Source organism: Streptomyces triticagri (assembly GCF_003429565.1).
Lineage (GTDB): Bacteria > Actinomycetota > Actinomycetes > Streptomycetales > Streptomycetaceae > Streptomyces > Streptomyces triticagri.
On record NZ_QUAK01000049.1, the window covers coordinates 20177 to 35054 of the forward strand.

The following is a 14878-nucleotide window of genomic DNA, read 5'->3' on the forward strand; positions in this document are numbered from 1 at the left end:
GATCAGCGCGGCTCGCTAAGCAGAAGGCGTACGGCACGCATGGCGTCAGGGTACCGCAGCCTCTCCACGGGCCGCATCGAGCTTCCGGGGAGTGGGAGCCCGGGGTCGCTCGACCGCTGTCGGCCGTCGCCCTCCACGCGCGCGTGGAGGGCGATTCACGATCCACGATTCGCAGGCACGCGCGCGCGAACACCGCTGCCGCCGCGTGAGTTACTCGGCGTACCGCCCTCTATCGGGGCAAGGCCAAGAGCGCATCGCTGGTTGATAACAACGCAATAACTCAAACCTGGTACTGGCCGGTATGGGGCGACCTAGGCTGCGACTGCGGGACCGCTGTGCCGAAACCATTCGGAGTTGCCCCCATGAACCCTCATCGCAAGATCCGTTCGCTCCCCGAACTGAGTCCCTCCGTCCGGGGATTGCTGAGCATCGGTGTACTGCTGCTCATACCTGTGACCGTGTTCGCCGGAAGCGACGGCTTCCGGGAGATGCTCGACTTCACGACGGGAGTCCTCTGCCTCGTCTCCTTGACCGCAAGCATCGTCTGGGGCCTTGTCGCGTCCGACCGACTGTTCCTCAGGTCGCGCCAGCGACTGCTCGCCCAGGCCGTGCACCGGGTGACCGCCGTCGCCTCGCTGGGCTTCCTGCTGCTGCACGGCACCGTGAAGATCGCCCTGGAGCATGTGTCCGCCGTGGGTGCCCTGGTCCCCTTCGGGCTCGGCGTGACCGGCACCGACGGTCTGATCGGCCTCGGCTCACTGGCCGGACTCCTGATGGTGACCACCGGCATCACGGGCGCCATGCGCAGTTCGTTCGCGGCGCCCGCGAGCATCGCCTCCCGTTGGCGCGCGATGCACATGCTGGCCTATCCGGCCTGGTGCGCGGGCACGGTGCACGGCCTCTACGCGGGCCGTGCACCCGCGCCCTGGGTGGTGGTCCTCTACAGCCTGACCGTGGCCGCGGTGGCCGGGGCGATCGCCTTGCGGGCCGCCCCGCTGCCCGTGAAACGCAAGGTCGCGAACGGCATCCTGGCCGTCATCGACCCGGAGGCGCGGGCCGCTCGGATGCCCCGCGAGGAGCGGTCCCGGCGCGGCGCCCCGCTGCCCGGGATGGACAGTGCCGTACGCCCCGCGCCCCCTGAAAGCACCGGAGAGCGCCCCGCCACCGCGCCGTTCGCGCCCCCGCCGCTTGCCACCGCCACGGCCGCAGGCGGCTTCGGAGACGTCCAACTCCCGCCCCCGCGCCCGCGCATGGCCCCGCCCGCGCCGCAGGTGTACGAGGCCCGCCGTGAGGCCTCCCACGACCTGCCCGGAGCCCTGGCCGAGCCGTCCGCGACCGGCGGCATGGCCGCCGCGTACCGCGCGACGTCCGCCACGCCCGGCCAGGATCCGCTCACGGACACGCTGGGGGCGGGTGCGGTGGCGGGTGCGGTCACGCCTCCCCACGGCCTCCCGTACGACTTCGACCCGGCTTTCGGCCCCGCTGCCGCCCCGGCTCCAGGGGCCCCGTACGGCCGCCCGATGCCCGGCTCGGAGGCGCTGCACACCGCCGACACCGAGATCCTGCCGCCCGTTGCGGGCGCACCCGACGCGATGCCGGTGCCGGGCGCGCCGGATCCCCTGCCCGCTCCGGACCCCGCCACCCGCTGGCCCTCGCCGTCACCACCCCCGCCGGCCGAGGCCTTCCCGGCACACCACGAACACGCCCCGTACGCCCCCGGCGCCGCCACACCCCATCCCGGCCCGGACAGCACCACCGCAGCCCCCGCGGACGACCCCGCGCAGGACCCGTACGACAGCGATCCGCTCACCGGTCCGCTGCCCACCCCCTTCCAGCCGCCGACCGCCGGCGAGCCCTGGAACGCCCCCACCGGAGGCCTGCGTTGAGCGCCCCCCTGCCCGATGTCCCCGAAGTACGGGTCGTCGGACTGCCCCAACTGACCTCGGGCTTCGACCTGGTCGAACGGCTCGACCTGTCGATGCACCTCAAGGTGCACGGCCCGCTGGAACCGGTGGCGGGCGAGCGGCTCGCCGCCCTCGCCGACGAGATCACGCTGCGCGGCCGCGGCGGCGCCGGCTTCCCGTTCGCCAGAAAGCTGAGGGCCGTGGCGCAGTCGGCCATCAAGCGCGGCGTACGCCCGGTCGTCGTGGTCAACGGCAGCGAGGACGAACCCGCTTGCCGCAAGGACACCGTGCTCATCAACCGGTCGCCGCACCTCATCCTGGACGGCGCCCTGCTCGCCGCGGAGGCGCTCGGCGCCCGGAGTCTCGTCGTCGGCGTGACCCGTGACTCGACCGAGGCGTCGATGACGGCAGCACTCGCCGAGCGGGGTCTCACCAACCGGCGCGGAGCAGCCCTCCGCGCGCGCGTGCAGCGCAATCCCGAACGCATGGTGACCGGTGAGGCCTCGGCCCTCGTGCGCTCGGCCGACGGCGGTCCCGCCCTGCCGCCGGGACGCCGGGTGCGCGCGGCCGACTCGGGTGTCGGTGGCGCCCCGACCCTGCTGTCGAACGCGGAGACGTTCGCGCAGCTCGCGGTCGCCGCCCGGATCGGCTCGGCCCGCTACCGCAACACCGGTCTGTTCGACGAGCCGGGCACCGTGCTGCTCACGGTCTCCGGAGCCGTCGCACGGCCCATGGTCGTGGAGGTGCCGACCGGGGTGCCGCTGCGCTACGTACTGCAGTTGGCGGGCGCTCCGCCGCTGCCGCAGGGCGTGCTCACCGGCGGCTACCACGGCAGCTGGCTGGACGGCCTCTCCGCGCACGACGCGGTCGTCTCGCGCGCCTCGCTCGAGGGCCTCGGCGGCGCGCTCGGCGCGGGCGCGATCCTGCCGATCGGCCCGGAGACCTGCCCGCTCGGCGAGGCACTGCGGGTCGCCCAGTGGCTGGCCGACGAGAGCGCCGGCCAGTGCGGCCCGTGCCGGCTCGGCCTGCCCGCGGCGGCAAGCGGCCTCGGAGACCTCCTGAACGGCGGCGGACCAGCCGCCCTCGAGGCGCTGCGGGAGGTCACCCAGGCGGTCAAGGGACGCGGCGCCTGCAAGCATCCCGACGGTTCCGCGCGCTTCCTCACATCGACCCTGTCCGCGTTCCCCGACGATCTGGCGGCGCATGTGCTCGGTGGCGGCTGCGGACGCGCGACGAGCGCCGTACTGCCGCTGCCGAACGCCGGCGAGCAGTCGCTCGGCAGCAGCAGCGGCGAGAAGCTCGCCGTGGACTGGACGCTGTGCCAGGGCCACGGGCTGTGCGCGGACATCGTGCCGGAGCTGATCAGACTCGGTCCCGACGGGTTCCCCGCGGTCGCGGACGCCGACGTACCGCTGGCGCTGCGGGCCCGTGCCCAGCGCGCGGTACGCCGCTGCCCCGCGCTCGCCCTGCGCCTCGAGCCCACCGGCGAACCGCCGGCCCGCCCCACCCGCGCCGCCCTCCCGGGCCGCCCCGGCCGCAAGGCCCTGGACAGCGGGCGGAGTTGACCCTCCGCCGGGTGCGATCAGGTGCTGCTCAGGTGCCGTTCAGGGTGCTGAGGACCGAGCCTTCGGCAGGTACCGGCCGAGCCCCGGGACGGGCCCCAGCAGTCCGCCCGGCAGCCGCTTCGCTCCCGCGGCGCGGCTGCCGGCTTCCGTGCCGCGCAGAAGACCGCGGGTGACGAGCTCCAGGGTCACCGCCACGGCCACGGTCTGGACCGCCATCAGCGCGATCAGGACGAAGAGCTGGACGGCACCGGCCTGTACGGGTGACGACCCTCCGAGCAGCATGCCGACGAACGCACCGGGCAGCGTCACCAGGCCGACCGTGCGGGTCTGATCGAGTCCGGGGATGAGCGCCTCGGACGCTGCCGGGCGGGCAATCTCCGTCCGGGCGTCGCGGTCCGGGAAGCCCAGCGCGAGCGCCGCCTCCACCTCGCCCCTGCGGTCCCGGAGTTCGTCAAGTGCGCGGCGACCGGCGAGCACCGTGGCGGTGAGCGCGCCGCCGATGAGGATGCCGGCCACGGGGATCAGGGCAAGGCCCTCCAGCGGTACGAGGCCGGTCAGGGTCAGCATCGCCAGGACCGGGATGACGCCGGCGGCGATCGGTGCGGCCGCCCATTTCCAGGTGGCGTCGGCCGTGATCCGGCGCCCGGCGGTGCGGGTGGCGACGGCGAACATCAGCATCATGAACGCCAGGGACAGGGGCAGGACGCGGATCACCGAGCCGATCAGCAGCGACACCGCACCGAGTTGCAGGGTGGCTCGAAGGCCCGCGGCACCGATGTCCTTCCAGTACCGGCGCCGGCCTCGGGCATCTTTGAAGCGGGCCCATGCGGCACCGGCCACGGCGGCTGCCAGGAGTACGGCCATGACCACGGCCAGCGCCGCGTTGACCGGCAGCAACATCGAATCGGTCCCTTCGAGTCGTACGGGTTCCTGCACTTTCGGTCCCTGCAGGTTCGGTCCCTGCGGCTCGTGCCGCTTCGGTGCATACGGCTCAGGTGGACGCAGGCGATGGCGTCGCGCGCTCCGCCTCCCGGGTCAGGGCACGGACCGCGGTGCGCCAGTCGGCGATCAGGCCGAAGTCGCAGTGGGTGAAAATCTCGGCCGCCGGGTCGCAGTTCACCGCGAACACCGTGTCGGCGCGCTGCACACCGACGAGGTGGTCCCAACTGCCGGAGACGCCGATCGCCAGATAGAGCCGGGGTGCGACGGCCCGGCCCGTGATGCCGAGCTGCCGCTCGTGCGGCAGCGCACCGGAATCCGTCACCTTCCTGGTCCCGGCGAGCTCGGCACCCAGCACGGCCTGCAGGGGCTTCAGTTCGTGGTGGCACTCTTGGGGAACTCCCGCGCCGATTCCGAGGACGACCGGCGCGCGATCCAATGCGTCGGCGTCGCCTCGCGGCATCCGGCGCAGCGTCGTGACGGCCGGGTCGGGCGCCACGCTCAGCGCCCGGACCGGCAGCCGTCCCGGAGCCCGAGGCGGACGCAGGGGCAGGCACCCGGTGCGCACCGTGGCGAGCTGTGTGCGGGCGCTGCTCGCCACGAGGGCCAGGGCTGCTCCGGCAGGTTTCGTGCCGATCAGACGGCCGGTGACGGTGTCGTGACGAATCTCCGTCAGATCGCTCAGAAGACCTCCGTCGAGCAGTACGCCGAGCCGAGCGAGGAGTTCACGGTCCCAGGCCGTGGCACCGCCGACGACGGCTGCCGGGACGCCCCGGCGCTGTGCCCAGGCAGCCAGCGCGTCCGCGGCCGGGCGCGGAGCCAGTCCGTCGAGGCCGACGTACGTATCCGCGCCCCACGCCGACAGGCGTCGCAGGTCGCCGCCCGGTCCGGCCGCCACGACGTGCCCGCCCACTCCGGCCGCCACATCCGCGGCAGCTCCGAGCAGCGCCCGCGCGGCCGGACCGTCGGGCTCGGCGCAGACGGCAAGGATCCACGCCCCATCACCGGTGGCAGTCCCGCCGTCCGGATCAGCCGGGGCCCACCGCATCGCCACGGGCGGCTCGTCCTGAGCCGGCCCGGCGTCGAGGCGACGCCGTACAAGTTCCATGATCCGGCCCGCGTCGGCAAGGTCGTCGGTGACCAGGATCGGGCGACGCCGGGCGGCCGGCTCGGTGACGTCCAGCACACGGGTCGGCGAGCCGGATGCCGGGCTCGCCCCCGCGAGCCGACTCAGCGGCACCCTGCGGATCCGCTCCGTACCGGGCCATGTGGCGCGCTCCGCCCGGGCCACGGCGCCCGAGCGCTCCGCCACCGAGATCACCGCGGGCAGCCGCACCTCGGTCTCGTGATTCCCGTCGTCCCGTTGGAGCGTGCAGTGCAGGCGACGGCCGGCGCCCTGCCGGCGCAGGGTCAGCGCCGGTCCGGCGAACGGCAGTCCCATGAGAGCCGCCACCATCGGGGCGACCGCACCGGTCGCCCCGTCGGTGCTGCTGTGCCCGGCGACCACCAGATCGAGCGGTGGCAGGGTGCGCAAGCCGGCGGCCAACGCCCGTGCCGTGACCAGGCAGTCGGCGCCCGCGAGCTGTGCATCGCACAGCTGCAGCGCCTCGTCCGCGCCGCAGGCGAGGGCCTCGCGCAGGACGTCGACGGCCGGTGGCGGCCCCATCGTGATTGCTGTCACCATGCCGCCGGAGGCACGGGCCAGTTCGACGGCTCGGGCCACCGCCCGCCGGCACCAGGCGTTGAGTTCGGCAGGACGCCCGGACCGTACGAGCCGTCCCCGGCCGTCGAGTTCGGTGACATCGCCGTACGCCGGTACCTGCTTGACGAGTACGGCGATGCGCAGGGGGCGGTCCTGCGGGGCGGTCACTTAGGAGACCCCGGTGCCGACGAGGAGGCCGATGCCGAATGTCACCGCGGCCGAGAGCCCACCGAGCAACAGCTGCCTGCCCCCGCCGAACCACGCGGGGCGCGCGGTCATGCGGGCGATGAGCCCCCCGGTGAGGAGCAGGCCCACGGCGCTGGCGAGCAGGGCGGGCAGCAGACTGGCCGCACCGAGCAGGAAGGGCAGCAGCGGGATCAGGGCACCGAGCGAGAAGGCCAGGAAGGACGAGCCGGCCGCCGCCCACGGGGACGGCAGATCGTCGGGGTCGACTCCCAGTTCCTCCCGGACGTGGACCCGCCAGGCGATATCGGGATCCGCGGTGAGTTCTTTCGCGACATCCGCCGCAAGCTTCGGGTTCACGCCCTTTGCTTCGAATATCAGGCCGAGTTCACGGAGTTCGTCCTCCGGGTGACGCTCCAGCTCGCGGCGTTCCCGCTCGATCTCCGACTGGGTGAGTTCGTTCTGCGAGGACACCGAGGTGAATTCGCCGGTCGCCATCGAGCAAGCGCCTGCCACCAGGCCGGCGAAGCCCGTGAGGACGACGGCGCCGGTCGCCGCGCCTCCGCCCACAACGCCGGCGACCAGCGCGAAGTTCGACACGAGCCCGTCCATCGCACCAAAGGTGGCCGGACGTACCCAGCCGCCCGTGACATCACGGTGGGCGTGATGGATTTCCGGTGCGGCAGCATCGGCGGTCATTGCCATGAAACATTCCGTCCTTCGGCATCGAATCCGGTACGCCCACCCTGAAACCCCTGAAGAACCCGGGCCGTTAGGTAAGGATTGCTTTACCGGAGCGGTGAGCGTGTTCGTCAAGAAACGTAGAGCGCACACCCGTTACAGAAATTGGCGGCATCTGAAAACCTGAGCGGCGAAGCTTGGGCGCGCGAACAAAGAACGGCAGGCCTCCGGAGCCGAAGACTGACCCCGTGCACACACCCGAGCCGTCGACCGAATGTGAGGACTGCCGCCCCATGATCCGACCCCTGACGTACGACCGGTTCCACACGCACGCCGAACTCGGTGCCCTGCTCGCGGACTGGGTGGCCGCCAGGCCTGATCTCGCCGGCCTGGAAAGCGCCGGCCGCTCACTCGAGGGCCGGGACATCTGGCTTCTGACGCTGACCAATTCGGCGACGGGACCGGCCGAGGACAAGCCGGGGTTCTTCGTCGAGGCCGGCATTCACGCCGCGGAGTGGACCGGCAGTTACGCGGCCCTGCACCTCGTCCACCGTCTGCTGGCCGGCCACGGCCGCGACGAGCGGGTGACACGACTGCTCGACACCAGGGCGGTGTACGTGGTCCCCCGGCTGAATCCGGACGGCACCGAGCACATGATGACCGAGGGCCGCTACATACGGTCCAGCATGCGTGCGTACCCGAATCCCGTCCCCGACCCGGGACTTCAGCTCCGAGACGTGGACGGCGACGGCCGGGTGCTGTTCATGCGCCTGCCCGACCCGCACGGGCCATGGAAGAAGCACCACGAGGAGCCCCGGCTGATGGTGCCGCGCGAGCCGGACGAGGAAGGCGGCACGTATTACCGGCTCCTGCTGGAGGGCGAGATCGAGGGCGGCCACGGGGACGGGCTCGACAGCGGGGCCGACCGTCCCCGCCCGGACGTCATCGAGCCGGCCGAGCCGCTGGAAGGAATCGACCTCGGCCAGAACCTCCCCACCGATTGGGCGACGGCGGGGCGCATACCCGACAACGCGGGCCCGTTCGCGGGATCGGAGCCGGAGACCCGGGCCGTACTGAAGGCCGTCACCGCCCGACCCAACATCACCGGCTTCGTCACCTGCCACACCTTCGGAGGGCTGCATCTGCGCCCGCCGCTCAACAGCGGTGAGCAACTGCCCTACGCGGACCGCCGCGTGTACGAGACGTTCGGCGCCAGGGCCGCCGCGCTGACCGGCTACGACGTGATGTCCTTCCAGGACCTCAAGTACGACCCGGACATCGAGTTCCACGGCGGCCAACTGGGCTGGTACTACGAGCAGTTGGGCATTTTCTCGTGGATCACCGAGTTCTGGAGCCCGCAGCGTGCCGCCGGGATCACCGCGTACCACCCCTCGCGCTGGCTCCTCGACCACCCGGAGGGCGACGACCTGCGGATGATCGAGTGGAGCGACAAGGAGCTGGACGGCAAGGGGTTCGTCGACTGGTACCCCTTCGACCACCCGCAGCTCGGCGAGGTGGAGCTCGGCGGCTGGGACATGATCAATTACTGGTACAACCCACCGCTGTCACGCATCGAGGACGAGGTCGCGCCGCACACGGAGTGGGTCGTGTTCCAGGCGCTGTGCTCGCCGCGCCTGGAGATGCGCTCCGTGACAGCGACCGAACAGGCACCGGGCGTGTACCGGATCCGTGCCGTCGTGGCCAACAACGGCTGGCTGCCGACGCATGTCTCCGAGCAGGCCGTACGGAGGCGGCGCGGCGGCAGCACCATGCTCCGTATCGAACTGCCGGACGGGGTACGCCTGTTGGCGGGCGAGGCCGCGGTGTCCGTGGGAAGCCTTGAGGGACGCAGCGGAGCGCTCTCCTCCACCACCTGGTGGGGGCACGCCCCGGGCACTCCCGACCTGGCCGCGGCCGAGTGGGTGGTGACGGCCCCGCCCGGCACCACGGTGACGGTGACCGCACGTCACCCGCGGGCCGGCGCGGACAGCGCCCGCGTGCACCTCGGGGACTGACTCGCCCGAGCAGGAAGAGCGAGAAGAGCGAGAAGAGTGAGGGGAACGAGGGGGGGGCGGCATCGCGCCCCCCCTTCTCAATCGGCTCGGTGCGTCCAGCGGCCGGCGAGAAGCGTCGCGTGGACCGGCATCGCGGCGAGTTCCTGCGGCGCCACGTCAGCTGGATTCTCCTCGGTGACGATCAGGTCGGCGGTCCTGCCCACTTGGAGGCCTCCGGGCCCCGCTCCCGTGGCGAGAAGTGCATCGTCGAGGCCGATCCGCTGTTCCGGGTGCCACGGCGGGCGTTCCGCGTCACCGCCGCGGTGCACGGCGGCCGCGACACCGTGCCACGGATCGAGCGGCGTGACCGGGGCATCCGACCCGAACTCCAGGGTGGCACCGGCCTTCAGCAGATCCGCGTACGGATAGGCGCGATGTGTGCGCCCGCCCCAATGATGGTCGGCCACGTCGCGGTCGTCCGGCGCATGTGCCGGCTGTACGCCCACGACCAGATCCGGGCGGGCGAACCGGGGCAGGTCGGCAGGATCGATGAGCTGGGCGTGCTCGATCCTGCCCGGACAGCCCACCCGCTCGAAGGCTCCGAGCGCGATGGCGTTCGCCCGGTCGCCGATCGCATGCACCGCGCTCTGCAGACCGTGCGCGGCAGCCCGGGCCATGGTCCGCTGCAGCTCGTCCGGCGGGGTCAGCAGGACGCCGCGGTCCGGGACTTCCCCACCCGTACCCGGATACGGGTCGTGACACAGGGCGGTACGTGTGTTCAGGGAGCCGTCGACGAAGAGCTTGAGTGGCCCGACGTCGACCCGGCCGGCAGTTCCGGGCAGCACGCTTCCGGTCCGCAGGCCGTCGGCGATCGCCCGCTCCAGATGGTCGGGATAGACGGTGCACGTGACGCGGACCGGCAGTTCTTCCTCGGCGCCACGCCGTGCCCAGTCCGTCACGTTGTCCGCGTACTCGAAGTCGATCAGACGTGTGACGCCACGGGCCGCGGCCGCCCGGAGCGCGTCGCCGATCCAGGCGTCCGTGAGCGCACGGCCGGTACTGGCGAGCTGCGCCGCGGCGTCGAGGGCCTCGTTCTCCCGGAGGACCCCCGTCGGGTGGCCGGACCTGCCGAGTGCCGCGAGTGCGGCCGGACCCAGCCAGGCGGTGTGCAGGTCGTTGCTCACCAGGGCCACCGCGCGGTCCTGAGCCCAGGCCAGCAGGTCGCGGTGCGGGGCGTCCGGCCAGAGCGCGTCGCGGAACCCGAAGCCGATGAGCGCCTCGCCGGCTCCCGGCCCCGGGGCGCGTCGCGCCGCCTGCGCCATGAGATCCGCGGCTTCCCGTGCGGAGGCCGCACCGGAGAGGTCCACCCGGCGGCGGGCGCTCGCCCACTGCACGAGATGCACATGCGCGTCCGTGAGGCCGGGCAGCAGCGTGCGCCCGCCGGCATCGAAGATCTCATCGGGCCGATCCGTCGGCGGACTCGCCGAGATGGACACGATGCGTCCGCCGCGTATCTCCACATGGCCGATCGGGCCGTGCGGGCCGAGCCTGACCCGGGTCAGCAGCAGGGAGGTGTCCAGATCCGTGGCGATGCCGAGCTCACTCATCCGCCGTCACCACCTGGCGCATGGCGGCGGCCAGTTGGGGATTGCGCTGCGGATCGTCCCCGCCGAGCGCTGTGATCACCCGCTCGGCGACGGCGCGCGGCTTCTCCTGGCTGAGCTTCTGCTTGCCCACGATCCGGTCGGGCCGCAGCCGGAAGCCGGTCGTGTACGGGGCGAGCGAGTGGGCGTACTCGGGCACCGATTCGAGCCGCCACGGCACGGGCCGCTCCGCCTCGAAGTGGTCGACCGTACGCCGCAGCACGTCGAACGTCTCGTCGCCGCCCAGGACTTCCGGGGTCCCGTGCAGATGGGCGACCACGAAATTCCAGGTGGGCACATACGGGCCGGCCGCGTAGAGGGTGGGAGAGACATAGCCGTGCGGCCCCTGGACCACCACGACCACCGGATGTTCGCCGAGGCGGTGCCGCTCCGCGTCCGCCCGCGCCAGATGCCCCACGATCTCGCACCCTCGGCCGTTCTCCAGAAGCACCGGCAGATGCGAGACGACGGGGCCCGCGTCCGCCGCGCTGACCAGCGTGACCCAGCCGTGGCCGGCGATCAGCCCTCTGAGCGCATCGACGTCGTCCAGGGCGTATTCGTCTTGTTCCAGCATGCGTTCCTCACGGTCTGTGCTGCCTTGACGGCCCGACGCTATGGGCCCGGCAGCGGAGGAACATCGTGCGAGTCATGCATTTGAGGAGGCCCTCTTTGTCGGCGCGGACACACCCCCGTCCGGCCGCACGTCCGCCCGGCCGAGTTGGTGCAGGCTCAGTTGCAGCCAGGTCACCAGGCGGGTCTCCGGGTCATCCAGATCGAGGCCGAACAGCTTCTGGATACGCCGGATCCGGTAGCGCAGGGTGTTCTCGTGAATGGAGAGCCGGGCGGCCGCCGGTATCGCCTCACCGAACGCGTCGAGGTAGGCGAGGAGGGAAATACCGTACGCGGAGTCGTTCGACTCGTCGTGCTCGATGATGCGTTGCACCGGTCCGGGGCCCAGGTCCGCGTTCGAGGCGCCGCGGTCGAGGTACTCCAGGAGCGTCACCCGGCTGCGTACGTCCTCCACCGTGGCGGCCTCGAGCCGTCCGCCGTCGGCCGCCAGCGCGCGCAGCACCCGGTCCGCGGTGCGCCGCCCGGCCGGCACCCGGTCGAGCCGGTCGTTGCGTGCGCCGATGCCGGCCTTCAGGACGACCTGGGTGCTGCGCCGCACCGTGTCGCAGACGTTCTCGGCGAACTTGACCACGCGCTGCTGGGCGCCGGCATCGTTCCTGACCGGCAGGAGGGCGTACACGGTGGCGCCGGCCGCGACGCACAGCGCCTGCGGGTGCCAGGCCTCGCAGTACAGGTTGACCAGGTCGACGATGCGGGCGCCGGCAAGTCCCGGTGTCTCCTCCGGAGCGGACTGGGCGAAGGCCACCACCACAGTCCCCGCCTCCTGCGCCAGGCCGAGCTGGCCGGCCGCGGTACGGCCCCCGATCTCCCCGTCGAGCAGTGACGCCAGGGCCTCGGCCCGGTGCCGCCGGCTCGGGTCACGATGGGTACGGGCCCGCAGCAGGTGCAGGGCCGTGACCTTCGCGGCCTCCTCCAGGGCGGACTCCGCGCCGTCGCCCAGGGCCGGCGATCCGTCCAGGACCCAGACGAGACCGAGGAGTTGGGAGCCGGCACGGACCGCCATGGCCAGCCGGTCGGTGTGGTCGTCGGCCGGAATGTCGAACCGCACCGGCCCGTCCGCGCGGATGACCCGCTCGTACTCCGCGCTGTTGCCGGGACGGTGCGGGGTCTGCCGCCCCAGGATGGCGCTGCGGCGGATCTCGTCGATCTCCTGGTGCGGCAGACTCGAGTGCGCGAGCACATGGCCACGCGGATCCTCGATGCTCACGGCGCCGCCGACCTGGTACGCGATGACGTTGGCGAGGGCGAAAAGGTCGCCGAGGCCGACCGAGGCGTAGGTGTCCTGCGCCGGTTCCAGTGCCCCGGACGCGGCCGTCACCAAGGCATCGAAGTGCCGCCACGGCATGTCGTCGGGCACGGTGCACAGCGCGATGCCGGCCTGCCGTGCGGCCGAGACGGCGGACGTCAGATCGGCTCCGTACGACTTGAGCACCACGGCGCTGCAGCCCGTCTCGCCGGCCCGTGCGATCACCTCCAGCGTCCCGCTGTCCTCGGCGGCCCCGCCGACCAGGATCAGGAATCCGCTGGGGCTCACCATGAGGGGCTCGTGCAGACCGTGGATGATCTGCGGTCCGACCGGGATGTCCTCGCCTGCGGGCGCGCATTCGAGGCGGAGCACCAAGGGGCCGAGCGCCTCGCGCAGCCGCCGCAGAGCGATGCGGTCCTCCGGCGACGACCGGCCCTGTCGTATGTCCGGAATTGATGGGTCCGTAGGGCTCGGCATCCGGTCATCGTAGGCACACGGAGATCGTCCGCAGCAAGGCCTGGGCGGCGGCCGGATGTGCCCTGCGGTCGCCGGCCGGTGCCCGGAAACCGAGCGGAATCGGTCGGTTCACCGGACGGAAACGAGGTCGCCCCGACGTGTGGGCTCCGACAATCCACCCGGGCGTTTTTTGCCGTCGCCGACGATGCTGCGGCGCCTGCGATTCCGGGACTCTCCTTGCTCCCGTGCCACTCGGTCGCCGCATGCCGTCGAGCGAAAAGCCCCTGGAGGAAGCCTTGCTCGCTGTGCCAGGAAGCTCCGGAGCAGTCCGCAGGGCGGTGCTCGCCGTCGGGACGGCGGCGCTCGTCGCGACCGTGGGCGGATGCGGCGGCGGCGCCGGCCGCGGACCCGTCGCCGCAGCGGACGGCGGCAGCTTCAGCGTCGGCGTGCCCGCGTGGTACGTCGCCCATCTGACGCCGGCGCGTGCCGGAAAGAGCTCCGTCGCCGAAGCCGTGTGGACCCCGCTGACCCGGGTGGACAAGGACGGCAGAGCGGTCGGCGCGGTGGCCGAATCCATACGCTCGGACGACAACCGGCACTGGACCGTCCGGCTCGAGGAGGGCTGGACGTTCCACAACGGGGAGCCGGTCACCGCACAGTCCTTCGCCGACGCGTGGAACGCCGCCGCCTACGGCCCCAACGCCATGCCGTACGGCTACATGTTCGCCGCGATCGACGGCTACGCGGCGCTGAATCCGGCCGAGGGCCGTCCCACGGCCAAGAAGCTCTCCGGGGTGGACGTGGTCGACGCACACACCCTGCGCATCACGCTGACCAAGCCGCTGGCCACCTTCCCGTACGTGCTGGCCGGCACGGTGTTCGCACCGATGGCGAAGGCCGCCTTCAAGGACCTGACCGCCCACGACCGCCGACCGATCGGCAACGGCCCCTACCGGGTGGCCGCACCGGGCCTGCGCCCCGGCGTGCAGGAGATCACGCTCGAACGCTACGACGGATACGCGGGCCCCGCGGGCAAGGCGGCCCGCATCGAGGTGAAGTCGTATCAGGACGACGCCACCGCGTACACCAGCTTCCAGGCCGGCGCCGTCGATCTCGCCCTGGCGAGCGGGCACCGCCTCGCCCGGTCGCAGCGCACCCGCCCGGACAGCACCGAGGCCGCGGCCGTCGGCGGTGTCAGCTACCTCGGATTCCCGCTCTGGGACCGGCGGTTCACCGATCCGCGGGTGCGCAGGGCGTTCTCGCTCGCCATCGACCGGCGGTCCATCTCCCGCTCACTGCTGCAGGGTCTGGCGGAGCCCGCGGCGGGGATCGCCCCCGACGCCGTCGTCGGTGGTGGCGGTAGGACATGTGCGGACTGCCGCTACGACCCGAAGGAGGCACGCCGGCTGCTCGAGGAGGCGGGCGGCTGGCAGGGCGCGTTGACGTTGTGGACCGAGCAGGATCCGCTGATGCAGACCGTGCTCGAGGCCGTGCTCAATCAACTCCGCAGCAATCTGGGCATCGACCGCATCACCATCAAGGCGCAGCCCACCGAGCAGCTCTACCCGAATCTGGCCCAGCACAAGGCGAACGGCCCGTTCCTGCTGTACATGGGAGCCGCCTACCCCGCCCTGTACGCCCAGGCGGAGCAGCTGTTCGCGGCCGGCTCCGCCACCAATACGACGGGGTACCGCGGCGCACGCTTCGACGCGCTGCTCGACCGGGCGGCGGCCCGCTCCGGGGCGGCCGGTTCGGCCCTGGCCCGGCAGGCCGAGCGGGCCGCCCTGAAGGACCTGCCGCTCGCTCCGCTGTATCACCCGACGACCGGCGCCGTGCACGCCGAGAACCTGACCGGCGTGCGCCTCGACGCCCTCGGTGACGTGCGGCTCCCCGGTATCGGGATCCGCTGACCACCCCCCGCCCGCGGCACCGCCG

The 14878-nt window shown here is 72.4% G+C and carries 10 protein-coding genes; 4 read left to right on the plus strand and 6 right to left on the minus strand.

Going from position 1 to position 14878, the window contains the following annotated elements:
- The first annotated feature begins 362 nt into the window (after positions 1 to 362).
- Both DY218_RS09160 and DY218_RS09165 read left to right on the plus strand, forming a co-directional pair.
- Entirely contained in the window at positions 363 to 1886 is a 1524-nt protein-coding gene (locus DY218_RS09160) for a ferric reductase-like transmembrane domain-containing protein (RefSeq protein ID WP_128555427.1), read from the plus strand.
- Positions 1883 to 3469 carry an NADH-quinone oxidoreductase subunit NuoF family protein gene (locus DY218_RS09165; RefSeq protein ID WP_128555428.1) on the plus strand — a complete coding sequence of 529 codons (1587 nt, stop codon included), beginning with the start codon at positions 1883 to 1885 and terminating at the stop codon, positions 3467 to 3469. The genes DY218_RS09160 and DY218_RS09165 overlap by 4 nt, the downstream gene beginning before the upstream one ends.
- 39 nt (positions 3470 to 3508) lie before the next feature.
- Here the strand turns inward: DY218_RS09165 and DY218_RS09170 are convergent, their stop codons facing one another.
- The 3 genes from DY218_RS09170 to DY218_RS09180 form a co-directional block, all read right to left on the minus strand.
- Positions 3509 to 4369, minus strand: coding sequence for an ABC transporter permease (locus tag DY218_RS09170; protein ID WP_128555429.1), 861 nt, complete (start codon positions 4367 to 4369; stop codon positions 3509 to 3511).
- Positions 4370 to 4460: 91 nt separating this feature from the next.
- Positions 4461 to 6278, minus strand: a complete 1818-nt coding sequence (locus DY218_RS09175; RefSeq protein ID WP_128555430.1) for an FAD-binding protein — start codon at positions 6276 to 6278, stop codon at positions 4461 to 4463.
- The gene (locus DY218_RS09180; RefSeq protein WP_199566675.1) at positions 6279 to 6998 is read right to left on the minus strand and encodes a VIT1/CCC1 transporter family protein; all 720 of its coding nucleotides are present in this window, start codon (positions 6996 to 6998) and stop codon (positions 6279 to 6281) included.
- A 269-nt stretch (positions 6999 to 7267) separates the two neighbouring features.
- On the opposite strand from DY218_RS09180, the gene DY218_RS09185 reads away from it, so the two are divergent.
- On the plus strand, positions 7268 to 8989 hold the full coding sequence (locus DY218_RS09185; protein ID WP_128555431.1) for a M14 family metallopeptidase: 1722 nt from the start codon (positions 7268 to 7270) through the stop codon (positions 8987 to 8989).
- A 77-nt stretch (positions 8990 to 9066) separates the two neighbouring features.
- On the opposite strand, the gene DY218_RS09190 is transcribed toward DY218_RS09185, so the two are convergent.
- The 3 genes from DY218_RS09190 to DY218_RS09200 form a co-directional block, all read right to left on the minus strand.
- Positions 9067 to 10575 carry an amidohydrolase gene (locus DY218_RS09190; protein ID WP_128555432.1) on the minus strand — a complete coding sequence of 503 codons (1509 nt, stop codon included), beginning with the start codon at positions 10573 to 10575 and terminating at the stop codon, positions 9067 to 9069.
- Positions 10568 to 11185, minus strand: a complete 618-nt coding sequence (locus DY218_RS09195) for an FMN-binding negative transcriptional regulator (RefSeq protein WP_128555433.1) — start codon at positions 11183 to 11185, stop codon at positions 10568 to 10570. Before DY218_RS09195 ends, DY218_RS09190 begins: the two co-directional genes overlap by 8 nt.
- A 72-nt stretch (positions 11186 to 11257) precedes the next feature.
- Entirely contained in the window at positions 11258 to 12964 is a 1707-nt protein-coding gene (locus DY218_RS09200; protein ID WP_128555434.1) for a PucR family transcriptional regulator, read from the minus strand.
- 284 nt (positions 12965 to 13248) lie between these two features.
- Here DY218_RS09200 and DY218_RS09205 point away from each other — a divergent pair, with 284 nt between their 5' ends.
- Positions 13249 to 14853, plus strand: coding sequence for a peptide ABC transporter substrate-binding protein (locus DY218_RS09205; RefSeq protein ID WP_158574000.1), 1605 nt, complete (start codon positions 13249 to 13251; stop codon positions 14851 to 14853).
- The last annotated feature ends 25 nt before the right edge of the window (positions 14854 to 14878 follow it).

Excerpts from the sequence above, each read along its gene's own strand:
- DY218_RS09185 (WP_128555431.1), top strand. The coding sequence starts at position 7,268 with ATGATCCGACCCCTGACGTACGACCGGTTCCACACGCACGCCGAACTC.
- DY218_RS09160 (WP_128555427.1), top strand. The coding sequence starts at position 363 with ATGAACCCTCATCGCAAGATCCGTTCGCTCCCCGAACTGAGTCCCTCC.
- DY218_RS09200 (WP_128555434.1), bottom strand. The coding sequence starts at position 12,964 with ATGCCGAGCCCTACGGACCCATCAATTCCGGACATACGACAGGGCCGG.
- DY218_RS09195 (WP_128555433.1), bottom strand. The coding sequence starts at position 11,185 with ATGCTGGAACAAGACGAATACGCCCTGGACGACGTCGATGCGCTCAGA.
- DY218_RS09170 (WP_128555429.1), bottom strand. The coding sequence starts at position 4,369 with ATGTTGCTGCCGGTCAACGCGGCGCTGGCCGTGGTCATGGCCGTACTC.
- DY218_RS09190 (WP_128555432.1), bottom strand. The coding sequence starts at position 10,575 with ATGAGTGAGCTCGGCATCGCCACGGATCTGGACACCTCCCTGCTGCTG.
- DY218_RS09180 (WP_199566675.1), bottom strand. The coding sequence starts at position 6,998 with ATGGCAATGACCGCCGATGCTGCCGCACCGGAAATCCATCACGCCCAC.